This window comes from Pseudoalteromonas sp. TB25 (genome assembly GCF_000497995.1).
Classification (GTDB): domain Bacteria; phylum Pseudomonadota; class Gammaproteobacteria; order Enterobacterales; family Alteromonadaceae; genus Pseudoalteromonas; species Pseudoalteromonas distincta.
The window spans coordinates 1-12,751 of sequence record NZ_AUTI01000348.1 but is presented as its reverse complement, the minus strand read 5'-3'; the positions used below and the strand labels follow the sequence as shown (position 1 = coordinate 12,751).

The following is a 12,751-nucleotide window of genomic DNA, read 5'->3' as shown; positions in this document are numbered from 1 at the left end:
CTACCCATAATATAAAATGTATCTTCATCCATTTGCGATACAACATGCGCTGCAATGTCGGCAAGTACGAGTTCGTCGGTTTCTTTACCGCCATTTTTAACCGCTTGCATATAGCGTACTTCGCTAGGTGTTTGCATTTCGCCGTAGCGTTTGGCTTTTACTGTGCCTTGCCTGAAAGCATCTTCATCTATATCCATTACATCTGCATCGGCTAAGGTAACTAACTCCCCCTTAACCAGCATTTCGACTACGCGCCCTGCAGCCTTTGGCGTGATAGCGTAAACACCAGAATGAATTTTACAACCTGCGGGAATACCAAGTACGGGAATGGTATCCTCTATTGCATGGCAAATGTTACGTGCTGTACCGTCGCCTCCGGCAAATAAGACTAAATCAACACCAGAGTTTTTAAGTATTTTTGCGGCTTGTTCTGTGTCATCTGGGGTTGTTATTGCAGAAGTGTTATATACAACCTCTACATTAAAGCCCAAAGCTTTTGCTGTTTGCTCACCCATGTCACCGTTAACAGTGTAAATGGTTAAGCGTTCTTTATAAGGTAATAGCACCTCAAGCGCTGCTTTTGTTCGGCTATTTGCTTTTGGCTCTGCGCCTAACTCTATTGCTTTTGCCGCTGTGTGCGCGCCATCACTGCCTTTTAAAGCGACTGTGCCACCTAAACCTGCTACAGGGTTTACAATTAAGCCTAATTTAAACGCCATTACAAAGCTCCTTTGGATGTTGCCTCTTAAATTGCTGCGCTGTTAAGGGCCACGGTGTATTGTAAAAATCACACACTGCTTTTAAAAGTGACTCTGTACGAGAGTTAAAGCCATTTTCGATTAGCGATAATACCCGTGCATATACTCGCTGCTGAAAATCAAACCGACACGTTTGCTCGCCGTTTAAATTATCCACCGACACATTAAAATTAAACCCTGCTGCGGTGCTTAATAACCACTCTATAGCTTGGGGCTTTATTTCTACCTTTTCAAACTCAGCTTGTTTTTGTTTGTCGCGCCCATCAGGGCAGTACCAATAGCCGTAGTCTTCTAATAACCGACGTGCATCACCGGCCACCAGCCAGTGTGCTATTTCATGTAATGCACTGGCATAAAAACCATGCGCAAATACAACCTGGTGATATGGCACCTGCTCTGTTGCTGGTAAATACACAGGCTCACAATCGCCTTTTATCAGTCGTGTATTGTGACTTTGATAAAAAGTGCGCTCAAAAATTGAAATTAGATCAGCTATTTGATGCATAAAAATTGATTAATTCGTCTCGGTTACAGCGCCATATTAGCGCACTAAAAACGAGACGAATTGTACGGGCTTTTACAACTAAAGTAAAAATAAGGCGTGATAGTAAAATATAAGCGGATTAATCTTTCACTTTATTGATATTTTTAATAATACCTAAACAGTAAAGCGTATTGGCAAGTTCTTTACGCTGTGTTTTTTCACTTGAGGTTTTATTGGCTAAGCTAGTTAACATATCGTACCGTTTACGTAGAGTTAGTATATATCTGGCATGCTTACGGCATTCAAAACAACGTGTACAGTGTGAATCGACCCAAAAATCAAGTACCTCAAACCAATATTGCTGCTCTTGAGCAAAAAAAATAAATGCCTTAGAGCAACTTTCGCACTTCTCTTCAATATCAACATAAAGTGCCCGAGGGTCAATGGCATAGTTTTGCTTTTTTATATCTGCCAATATTACCGTATTAGGGAAGTATTTAAGCCTCGAGTAACGCCAGTGCGCATTCTCTATCGCCTCTATTGTCACTGAGGTATTGGTAGTTATCGGTTTATTGCCATACCTTGGGTGATTTAGATACATGAGCAGCCTAGTTTAAACTTATGATTTTAAGGCATAGAACATGCCATATGAAAAACAATAATTATAAAGGCGTTCCTGCTTCATCACACTCTACAATATCGGTTTCGGTTAATGCCTGAGTGATCCATACTTGTAATACTGGGCAACGCATAACAAAGTCACAATATTGTTGCGCCTCTGGCGATAACGTAATTTGATACGTTTTTAAACGCAATACAATAGGTACGTACATAGCATCAGCAATACTAAAGTCACCAAAAAACCACTCGTTTGGAAACACATCTTGTTGCTGTGCAAATATCTCGTCTATACGGGCTATGTCTTTTAATGCTTCGCTCGATAGGTCTACTTTACGGGTAGCTCTTATATTCATTGGCACTTCGCTGCGCAGCGCCATAAAGCCTGAATGCATTTCAGCGCTTAGCGCACGCGCTTTAGCTCTTTGGGTAATATATTTTGGCCATGCAGCGCCTGATAAGTAAGCATCGTTAATATATTCACAAATTGCTAGTGAATCCCAAACCTGTAAATCGCCATCAATTAACGCTGGAACTTTTTGCACAGCAAAGGTCTTTTTTAGTTCACTGTAAAAATCAGGGGTGTCGAGTACCAGCTGGGTTTCACTAAACTCAACATCAAATTTACTCATTAAATACCATGCGCGTAATGACCAGCTGGAGTAGTTTTTATTACCGATAAATAATTGCATATTGTAAATACCAAAGTGAATAGACGCTCCTACCTTACTAGGTGATTAAACAACCAACAACATTTTGTTTAAAGTCTCTTTGCTAACGGTTACTTAAAGCTATTAATTACTCACTTAACTGCTTGTTTAAATGTTTTTTTAATAGTTGTGTATTACGCGTATTAGCTTTAAAAAACGCATCAAATATATCGCCAAAAAACGGCACTAAGCCGCCCACAAAGTCAATGAGCATATTGATAATCATCTTAGTCTTTATACGTTTACTCACACCTAAACGCTGCGCTTCTATAAGCACATAGCTTGATAAAATTAGCCCTGCGGCATCACCTATAACGGGAATTAAACCAATCACAGCCTCTAGGCCTATATTAAATTTAGTAAAAGGAATACCAATGCTGCTATCCGTTAACTTACTGAAACGTTCTAAGCGGGCTATTGCAGCCTGGGCTTTTATTTGTGAGTGTTCATTAATATTATCGTTCATGATTACTACCCTCCTTCTTGCAGTATATAGGACCTACTTGAACAACTCCTGAAAGGCTCTTAACTAAATTACAGACATAAAAAAACGCGGTAATCCGCGTTTTTATAATTATAAACACTTACACTGAGCCGTTAATTGGCCCGTGTTGATGATTTACATGCGGATTTTGTCCGCGTTGACGCAGTAAGTGGTCCATTAAGGTAATGGCCATCATTGCCTCAGCAATCGGGATTGCACGAATACCCACACACGGATCGTGACGACCTTTAGTGATCATCTCAACCGCTTCGTTACTTGTATTAATGCTGTTACCTGGAATAGTAATGCTCGACGTTGGTTTTAGCGCAATAGAAGCAATAATATCTTGCCCTGTCGAAATACCCGCAAGTACACCACCTGCATGATTTGATGTAAAACCTTCAGGGGTTAGCTCGTCGCGATGCTCAGAGCCTTTTTGCTCAACCACATCAAAGCCATCACCAATTTCAACGCCTTTAACCGCGTTAATACTCATTAATGAGTGTGCAAGTTCGGCGTCAAGGCGGTCAAATACTGGCTCACCAAGACCAACAGGTACATTGCTTGCCACTACTTTTACTTTAGCGCCAACTGAGTCACCTTGCTTTTTAAGGTCACGCATATATTCGTCAAGCGCTTCAAGCTTACTTGCATCAGGGAAGAAAAATAAGTTATTTTCCACTTCATCCCAGTCAAACGTTTCCGCCTTAATAGGGCCAAGCTGACTTAAACATGCTTTAACTTCAATACCATGAAATTGCTTTAAGTATTTTTTAGCAATAGCACCTGCCGCTACGCGAATCGCGGTTTCGCGTGCAGATGAACGACCGCCACCGCGATAATCGCGCAAGCCGTACTTATGCCAATACGTGTAATCGCCATGACCTGGGCGAAATACATCTTTAATTTTGCCGTAATCTTGCGAGCGTTGATCGGTATTTTCAATCAATAAACCAATGCTGGTACCTGTGGTTTTACCTTCAAAAACGCCTGCTAATATTTTTATTTGATCGCTTTCACGGCGCTGCGTTGTATAACGGCTTTGGCCTGGTTTTCGGCGATCTAAATCAATTTGTAAGTCGGCCTCTGTGATTTCAAGACCTGCGGGAGTACCATCAACAACGCCGCCTAATGCAACGCCGTGGCTCTCACCAAAGGTGGACACTTTAAATAACTGCCCAATGCTATTACCTGCCATTAACTTTCCTCATTCCTAATGACTACCAATAGCCAAGCACAGGGCTTGGCTATTCATTTTTTACTTATTTTGCAAAATACTCATCTAGCTGCTTTTTACTAATTACAAATACACCTAAGCCGCCTTGTTCAAATTCAATCCATTCAAACGGCGCGCCCGGATACAGTGCATCCATATGTACCATAGAGTTACCAACTTCTACAAATAACAAACCGTTATCAGTTAGATGTTCACTCGCTTCGCTCAATATAGTACGGGTTACATCTAAACCATCGTGGCCTGATGCAAGCCCAAGCTCTGGCTCATGATGAAATTCGCGTGGTAAGTCAGCCATATCTTCTGCATCAACATACGGTGGGTTTGCTACTATAAGGTCGTATTTTTGACCTGGTACACCGCTAAATACATCAGACTGAATCGGTAACACGCGATCACTCAACATGTAATCGTTAATGTTAATGTCTGTGACTTCAAGCGCTTCATACGATATATCTACCGCATCAACTTGTGCCTGCTCAAAAGCTTGCGCAAGTGCAATTGCGATACAACCCGAACCCGTACATAAATCTAATATACGGTTTACCGATTGTGGCTCTTCAAGCCACGGCGTAAAGCGGTTACTAATAAGCTCGGCAAATGGTGAGCGAGGTATAAGTACACGTTCATCAACATAAAACGGCATACCCGCAAACCATGCAATGTTTGTTAAGTAAGGTACTGGTGTGCAGTCGTTAATACGTTCTGCAATAAGACCCGCAAGTCGGTTTTTTTCTGTGCTTGTTAAACGCGCGTGCATTAATTCTTTTGGCGCATCAACAGGCAAGCTAAGCGCAGGCAGTAATAAGCTTACAGCTTCATCCCATGCGTTATCTGTACCATGTCCAAAAAATATACTACTACTTGCAAATTGGCTTGTAGTCCAACGTAACCAGTCATGTAAAGTTGACAGTTCTGCAACGGCTTCTTCGAGTGTTGCTTCTTCTATTTGTAAATCGCTCATATATTTTTACCTGTATTAGCTTACTGACTGTTTTGAGTCTTTAAGACGATTGCATTGCCTATCTGCGCTGGGCAAATTACAATTGCCCCTCATTTAAGTATTGTACCGCCTTTTGCGCTGCGTTTTTACGTTTTTTTGTTTAGGTAATAGTTATGAAAAAAGACACTCCATCACATTCGTCCCTAAGCAATGACGACATAAGCTTATTTCGTCAAACGATCACAGGCGCCAAAGTATTTAAACAAGATACTCATCGTTTTGATACAAAGCCTAAGGTGTCACAAGCTAAGCAATTTGCCCAGCAAAAAAAGCAGGCTCAATCTGAATTTTTCTTCTCAGACGTTTATATTCCCGATATAGACACCCACGGCACGGTTAAATATGTAAAACCTGGCCAAGATACTTTCCTAGCTAAACAGCTTCGCCGTGGTGACTTTGCACCCGATTTGACGCTAGATTTACACGGCTTAAATAAAGAACTTGCTAAAGATGAACTCGCTGGACTCATTCACGAATGTAAAAAGCAGCATTATTATTGTGCATGTGTAGTGCATGGTATTGGTGGCGGTGTACTAAAGCACAAAGTACCGCAGTATTTAGTACAGCACCCTGACGTAATAGCGATGCACCAAGCCCCTCTCGAATATGGTGGAAGAGGCGCTGTACTTATTTTAATTAATTTACCGCAAAGTGATGAATTTAGACGCTAACTTTAGCCATTACTAGGATGTAACTACGTGCATATTTTTTCAATTATTTTTCCGCTCATTTTTATTGTTGCGCTGGGTTATAGCTGCTGCCGATTAAAATTTTTCGACAAGCAGCATATCGCAGGCCTGAGTAAGTTTACTTTTTATATTAGTTTGCCTGCTTTTTTATTATTAAATATGTCGCAAATTAACTTACAGCAAAGTATTAGCCTTTTTGCATTTTTGAGCTTTTACATACCTGTTTTGAGTGTATTTGGGGTGGGTATATTAATTGATCGCTTTTATTTAAGTAAAAAACATTTAAAAAACTACCAACAACACGGTGTATTTGGACTTGCTTCTAGCTATTCAAATATGGTGTTAGTGGGTATTCCTATTGTTATTGCCTCGCTTGGCAAAGAAATGATAGCCATTGCATTTATGATCATTACTTTTCATAGCACATTGTTATTTGCACTTACATTTTTAATAGGCGCTAAAGGTAGCAGCGATAAATTTTCGTGGTCGCACTTTGGAAAAAGTATGGTACTAAATCCTATTGTACTGAGTATTGGGTGCGGGCTTATATTAAACATATTAGGAGTTACACTGTTTACCGACTTAGCAAATAGTTTGGAGCTATTAGCTAAACCAGCAATTGCCTGTGCGCTATTTGTACTTGGTGCTAATTTAGCTTTTTATAAAATAGCTGCAAATTGGCAACCGGCGTTAATAGCATCAATTTTAAAAATATTTTTATTGCCTGCGCTAGTTTTATTGGTAGGCACCTATGTATTTAAGCTAGACACGCAAATACTTAATGTATTGGTACTTTTAAGTGCGTCCCCTGTTGGCGTAAATGCTTATCTTATTGCGACTCAAATAAAGCAGCATGAAGCTACTCTTGCTGGGGCTGTCGTACTTTCTACTATCTTAAGTGTTATTAGCTTTACGTTTTGGCTAGCTTTATTACTTTAGCTTACAAACCGCCGGCTACATCAACAAAGCTACCCGTTGTAAAAGAAGCGTGCTCTGAAGCTAAAAAGTAAATTGCTGCAGCAACTTCCTCGGGTGTACCGCCTCTGCCAAGGGGTAATTTACTTTTAAGACGATCGACTCGATTTTTTTCACCGCCATCGCTATGCATATCAGTGTAAATAAGCCCTGGTCTAACCGAGTTAACTCGAATACCTTTACTTGCCACCTCTTTTGCCAAGCCAATAGTAAATGTGTCCATTGCACCTTTAGATGCTGCATAATCAATGTACTCATTAGGAGAGCCCGTTTTAGCTGCCCCCGATGAAACATTAACAATACTACCGCCATTTCCCATTCGCTTTATTGCCTCTCGGCTACATAAAAAAGCACTGGTAATATTTGTAGTCAAAACTTCGTTTATGCGCTTAGCACTCATTTCTAACAAGGGCATTTGTGGTTTTAAAATACCGGCGTTATTTATTAGTACATCAAGTTGGCTAAATTCTTTATCAATAAAATCAAACAACGCCAAAACATCTGCCTCTTTCGATACATCTGCTTTTATAACTTGAGCTCTAACGCCAAAGCTTCTTACTTGATCGGCTACTAGCTTCGCACTAGCTAAATCAGCTTTATAATTAATGCAAACATCATAACCATGCTTTGCAAAATATAGTGCGGTAGCTGCGCCAATACCTCGGCTAGAGCCTGTGATAAGTACAACGGGGGAGCGATTCATTAAAGCTATTATTCTTTTAAAGCTGAAACTACTGAAATTTCAACAAGTAGTGCATCACGTGCCATTTTAGCTTCTACGCAGGCACGTGCAGGCGCATAACCCTCGGGTACCCATGCATCCCATACTGCATTCATATCAGCAAAGTATTCCATGCTCTTTACATAAATAGTCGCGCTAAGCATATGTTCTTTTGAACTCCCTGCTTCATCAAGCAGCGCCTCTACTTTATCAAGCATAGTTTGAGTTTGCTCTTTAATACCTTTTTGCGCGTCGGCACATACCTGCCCACATAAATACACAGTGCCGTTGTGTTTTACTATGCGGCTCATGCGCGCACCTGTTTGTAAGCGTTCTATCGTCATATTACTTTTCTCAATTATTTATATTAAAGGTTTTCTGGGGCATTTATACTTATATAACTACTACGCTGGGTTTGCTCATCATAACTAATAACAGCAACAGCACCTGTATTAAAAATTGGCATATTACCAGGGCTTAATTGGTCCACTAAATAACTTACAATAGGCATGTGTGCCACTATAAGCCATGTGTTGCATTGGGGATGAGTAGCAATAAGCGTTTCAAGATAGTCAGCAGCAATTTGAGGTTTGCCTTCGGGGATAATATCGGATGTGGTTTCGCTAAATTTAAATACGTTATTTTTAGCCACACCTGCAGCTGTTTGCTGTGCACGAATGTAAGGACTAACTAACAGTGCATCAGGGCAATGTGCTTTACTGAGCCAAAGGCCCATTTTTTCAGCTTCATCGTGCCCTGCTTGGGTTAAATTTCTACCTGCATCATCAGCCTGCATGGGTGTTGCTTCGCCGTGGCGCATTATTAGGATTGTTTTCATAAAAAATCAACCGATTAAAGAATATAAAACAGTAGCCAGTTTGCCCATTTGTCAGCTATATTAACAACATAAATCTATTTATTTCTAAATAATTCTTTCATGAGATTCAGGTAAATCTTTAAGCTGTATTTCGCTTTCCTGAAGCCATCATCTGTTGTTAACAAGTAAACGTTTAGTTTCAGGAGCATCATTTGAATATCAGCCGCAATGATAACAGAGCATACCGCGCCTTTACACTGGACAATGGTCTAAAAGTACTATTAGTGCAAGATAAAGATTCTACAAAAGCGGCAGCATCAATGGCAGTTAACGCCGGGCATTTTGACGATCCTCTTGATAGGCAAGGCCTAGCACACTTTTTAGAGCACATGCTTTTTTTAGGCACAGACCAATACCCAGATTCAGGCAGTTTTAATAATTTTGTTTCGCAAGCTGGCGGGAACACTAATGCGTGGACTGGCACTGAGCATACCTGTTACTTTTTTGATATTAATAACCAAGAATTTGAACAGGCGCTTACCCAATTTAGCCGTTTTTTTATTGCGCCACTTTTAAATTCAGCCGAAACAGAAAAAGAACGCAACGCAATTGAAGCCGAGTTTAAACTAAAAATAAAAGACGATGGTCGCCGTATTTATCAAGCCCACAAAGAAACGGTAAATCCAGCTCATCCATTTGCTAAATTTTCTGTAGGAAACCTACAAACCTTAGCTGACAGAGAGCGCTGTATTAGTGATGAGCTTCGCGACTTTTTTAATAATCAGTACCAAGCTCAGTGGATGACTTTAGTTATTTGCGCAAACGAAACATTAAACACACTACAAAGCTGGGCACAAACTTACTTTGGCGCAATTAAGGGTAATAAAAACCTCAAAAAGCCAGAGATCAGTGAGCCACTCTATCGCAAACAAGACATAGGAAAAATACTTCATATTGAGCCGCATAAGCATATGCAAAAACTTATCATAAGTTTTGCTATGCCTAATATTGACGACTTTTATCGCCACAAAACAGTGAGTTTTATTGCCCATTTACTTGGCTATGAAGGCGCGGGTTCTCTTTATTCTATTTTAAAAGAGCAAGGCTGGATAAACGCGCTTTCTGCTGGCGGTGGTATTAATGGCAGCAACTTTAAAGACTTTAATATTAGTTTAGCGCTTACCGATGAAGGTATTGAATACTTCGAAGACATTATTGAAATGGTGTTTGAATACATTTGCTTAATTAACGATAACACCGAAAAATTGCCGCGCTTATACCAAGATAAAAAAAATCTATTACAAATAGCATTCGATAACCAAGAAAAGTCACGCTTGATTGATTGGGTCAGTAATTTAAGCATTAATATGCAGCATTACGACGAAGCAAATTACGTGCAAGGCGACTATTTAATGGAAGGCTTTAAAAAAGCGACCCACGAAATGGCCATGCAGTGGTTAACGCCACATAATATGCGCATCGTACTTATACATCCAGATGTAGAGCCTGAACATAAAACCGCATGGTACAACACACCATATAAAGTAGAACATATTTCACCTAATTGGCTTGATGCACTTAGCGAGATAAATAAACCGCTGAGCGAAATGCTGCTGCCTACCGCTAATCCTTATTTGACAAAAGAAGTGGTGTTATTTGATGTCATAAAACCACAAACAAAACCCGAGTTATTAGTAAAAGAACCCGGTTTTGACTTTTGGTTTAAACAAGACAACACATTTCGTGTTGCTAAAGGTCATTTTTATTTGGCCATGGATTCTGATTTTGCCGTAAAAGATGTAAAGCATATGGCACTCACCCGCTTATTTACAGATTTATTTATGGATAGCGTAGGCGAGCAATTTTATCCTGCAGAACTTGCAGGTCTTAGCTACCACTTAACCTCGCATCAAGGTGGGTTAACTCTACATACCGCTGGGCTTTCATCCAGTCAGTTAGAGCTTGTTGATCAATTAATAGATGCTTTATTTAATGTAGAAATTTGTGCAAAACGCTTTGCTGAATATAAAAAACAACTTGTAAGGCATTGGCGCAATAGCAACCAAAACAAACCAGTCAGTGAGTTGTTTAGTATTTTAGGCGCAAAAATAATGCCTTGGAACCCTCAACCTGGGGAGCTTGCATCAGCATTAAAAAACACTTGTTTTCAGCAATTTAATGAGTTCAGAACAGACTTTTTTAAAGCACTACATGTTGAATCATTTTTACATGGTAACTGGCAGCAAAGTGATGCATTAGCCTTTCAAAAAAAGGTCGCCGAACACCTAAAAAACGCAGCCATAATTGAAGATTTAAGACGCCCCCTTTTTGAAATTAAAAAAGTAACTCGCTACGAGTTAGAACTTCCTTGTAGCGACCATGCCATGGTAGTTTACTATCAGGCGCAAACGGATTGCGTGGCCGAAAAAGTAAAAATGATGGCGTTAAATCATTTAATTAATCAAGATTACTTTAACGAGTTACGAACAACACAACAGCTAGGTTATTTAGTGGGCGCAGGTTATGCACCTTTTAATACTCGTGCTGGAATAGCATTTTATGTGCAGTCACCTAAGTTTGATGCAAAAACATTATTGCATCGTCATAACAGCTTTATTAAAAAATACCTTGATAACATTGATGCACTTGATGAAAACGATTGGCAACAGCAAAAACATGGCCTTAGTACTCATATTGCAGAAAAAGATAAAAACTTGCGTCTGCGCTCACAACGGTTATGGCTTGCTATTGGTAACAGAGATCACGAATTTCATATGCAGCAGCGACTTTTAGATGCCCTAAACGCACTAACACTAAGAGAAGTAAAAGTTTATGCACTAAGCCTATTTGATGATAATAGACCAAGATATGAGCTTTTAAGCTCGGCGAAAGTCAGTAAATCTCAAAATATGCCCGTTTACTCTCAATCTCTTTGACTCTAGGTTTAGCTTGTTTTAAATTATCATTTGTAAATTAGAAGTAATCAAAAAATGATAAAAACAATAATAAAACTAAGCATGCTTGTAGTACTTGCTTACTCATTTGAGCTTTTTGCCTTTGAGTCATCACTTAATTACAACTCAGACAATATACTTATACTAGCAAGCGCCATTATATCGCTTGCTTTGCCCTACCTGTTATTTGTAATCCATAAACTTAGACGTTCACGCCGCCAACTTCGACTTTCGGAAAAACGCCTTAAAAGTACCGTAGAAGGTAGCGGCGATACACTTTGGGACTGGAACATAAAAACAGGCGAAGTTATTCGTATTAACGATAAGTATTTAATGGACTCAACTACGTTAATGGGGTTTCCACCAAATAAAGGCCTTATCCATCCTCACGATATTAATAACGTTGAGCACTTGCTAAAAGTGCACTTTGCAGAGCAGTCTGCTTTTTTTGAAGCCACCTACCGAATCAAAGATACTTTTGGTCGTTGGCACTGGGTGCTCGATCGCGGAAAAATAATTGAAAAAGACGCCAACTTATCCCCCCTTAGAATGACGGGTACCGTTCGCGATATATCACAGTTAAAATCAACTGAAGAGCGCTTAAACCTTTTTGCAAAATGTGTTGAGTCGCTTACTGACGCCTTAGCAATTTACGATAAAAACTTTAAACTGGTTGATATAAACCCTAGCTTTTTAACCTTGTTTGGTGGCGTACGCGAACAATACTTAGGAAAAGATTTTAGCCTATCTGGGTATGAGCCAAGCTACACAAACAGAATTATTGAAATAGTAAAAGAGCGCGAACATATTCAACAAGAAGTGAAGCTTCGTAATAGTGAGCGTATTTTATTACCGATAGAAATATCCATAGATGAAATTAAAAACGATCAAAATCAAATAACTAATTATGTCGTTGTATATTCAGATTTAACAGAGCGTAAAAAAGCAGAATCGCAATTACATAACTTATCGAATCGAGATCGCACAACCAGTCTGCCTAACCGAAATTTATTTTTTACTGATTTGCATAAACTAGTAAAACTCAATTCGCATCACGCCTTGCTTGTATTCGATTTAGATAACTTTAAAAAAATAAATGACTCGTTAGGACATCAGCTAGGTGACAGCTTATTAGCTAAACTAGCAATGCGCTTAAATAAACTAACCCGCGAAAATGATGTGTTTTATCGTTTAGGCGGCGATGAGTTTGCTCTGGTAATGTCTGACACTAACGACATACATGTAATTACACGCATGGCTAAACAGTTTTTAGCAGCCATTGCTACACCATTTAAAATGGCAGG

14 protein-coding genes are annotated in these 12,751 nt (G+C 39.6%); 4 read left to right on the top strand and 10 right to left on the bottom strand.

Annotated elements, in window-relative coordinates:
* From L652_RS0114490 to prmB, 7 genes are all read right to left on the bottom strand, one after another.
* On the bottom strand, positions 1–719 hold a 719-nt coding region (locus tag L652_RS0114490; RefSeq protein ID WP_024603519.1), incomplete at its 3' end, for an NAD(+)/NADH kinase.
* Positions 709–1,263: an elongation factor P hydroxylase gene (locus tag L652_RS0114485; protein WP_024596732.1), complete on the bottom strand. Its 555-nt coding sequence runs from the start codon at positions 1,261–1,263 to the stop codon at positions 709–711. The genes L652_RS0114490 and L652_RS0114485, both read right to left, overlap by 11 nt.
* A 118-nt stretch (positions 1,264–1,381) precedes the next feature.
* Positions 1,382–1,843 (bottom strand): zinc-ribbon domain containing protein, encoded by a 462-nt coding sequence (locus tag L652_RS01000000123865; RefSeq protein WP_029753288.1) that lies wholly within the window; start codon positions 1,841–1,843, stop codon positions 1,382–1,384.
* 61 nt (positions 1,844–1,904) lie between these two features.
* Positions 1,905–2,552, bottom strand: a complete 648-nt coding sequence (locus L652_RS0114475; RefSeq protein ID WP_024596733.1) for a glutathione S-transferase family protein — start codon at positions 2,550–2,552, stop codon at positions 1,905–1,907.
* A gap of 106 nt (positions 2,553–2,658) precedes the next feature.
* On the bottom strand, positions 2,659–3,036 hold the full coding sequence (locus tag L652_RS0114470; protein ID WP_024591638.1) for a DUF4112 domain-containing protein: 378 nt from the start codon (positions 3,034–3,036) through the stop codon (positions 2,659–2,661).
* A gap of 118 nt (positions 3,037–3,154) precedes the next feature.
* On the bottom strand, positions 3,155–4,252 hold the full coding sequence (aroC, locus tag L652_RS0114465; RefSeq protein ID WP_002962170.1) for a chorismate synthase: 1,098 nt from the start codon (positions 4,250–4,252) through the stop codon (positions 3,155–3,157).
* A gap of 64 nt (positions 4,253–4,316) precedes the next feature.
* Positions 4,317–5,252: a 50S ribosomal protein L3 N(5)-glutamine methyltransferase gene (gene prmB / locus L652_RS0114460; RefSeq protein ID WP_007377743.1), complete on the bottom strand. Its 936-nt coding sequence runs from the start codon at positions 5,250–5,252 to the stop codon at positions 4,317–4,319.
* Between the two features lie 152 nt (positions 5,253–5,404).
* On the opposite strand from prmB, the gene smrB reads away from it, so the two are divergent.
* Positions 5,405–5,962, top strand: coding sequence for an endonuclease SmrB (smrB, locus tag L652_RS0114455; RefSeq protein ID WP_007377742.1), 558 nt, complete (start codon positions 5,405–5,407; stop codon positions 5,960–5,962).
* 27 nt (positions 5,963–5,989) lie between these two features.
* A complete protein-coding gene (locus tag L652_RS0114450) occupies positions 5,990–6,919 on the top strand; it encodes an AEC family transporter (protein WP_024596734.1) in 930 nt (309 codons plus the stop codon).
* A gap of 1 nt (position 6,920) precedes the next feature.
* Here the strand turns inward: L652_RS0114450 and L652_RS0114445 are convergent, their stop codons facing one another.
* The 3 genes from L652_RS0114445 to sixA are packed head-to-tail and all read right to left on the bottom strand — an operon-like array spanning position 6,921 to position 8,514.
* Positions 6,921–7,658, bottom strand: coding sequence for an SDR family oxidoreductase (locus tag L652_RS0114445; protein WP_024596735.1), 738 nt, complete (start codon positions 7,656–7,658; stop codon positions 6,921–6,923).
* A gap of 8 nt (positions 7,659–7,666) precedes the next feature.
* On the bottom strand, positions 7,667–8,020 hold the full coding sequence (locus L652_RS0114440) for a RidA family protein (RefSeq protein WP_024596736.1): 354 nt from the start codon (positions 8,018–8,020) through the stop codon (positions 7,667–7,669).
* Positions 8,021–8,043: 23 nt separating this feature from the next.
* On the bottom strand, positions 8,044–8,514 hold the full coding sequence (gene sixA / locus L652_RS0114435) for a phosphohistidine phosphatase SixA (protein WP_024593905.1): 471 nt from the start codon (positions 8,512–8,514) through the stop codon (positions 8,044–8,046).
* Between the two features lie 191 nt (positions 8,515–8,705).
* Between sixA and L652_RS0114430 the strand changes: the two genes are divergently transcribed.
* Positions 8,706–11,429 carry an insulinase family protein gene (locus L652_RS0114430; RefSeq protein WP_024596737.1) on the top strand — a complete coding sequence of 908 codons (2,724 nt, stop codon included), beginning with the start codon at positions 8,706–8,708 and terminating at the stop codon, positions 11,427–11,429.
* Positions 11,430–11,483: 54 nt separating this feature from the next.
* The coding region (locus L652_RS0114425) for a sensor domain-containing diguanylate cyclase (protein WP_024603518.1) at positions 11,484–12,751 on the top strand (1,268 nt) is incomplete at its 3' end.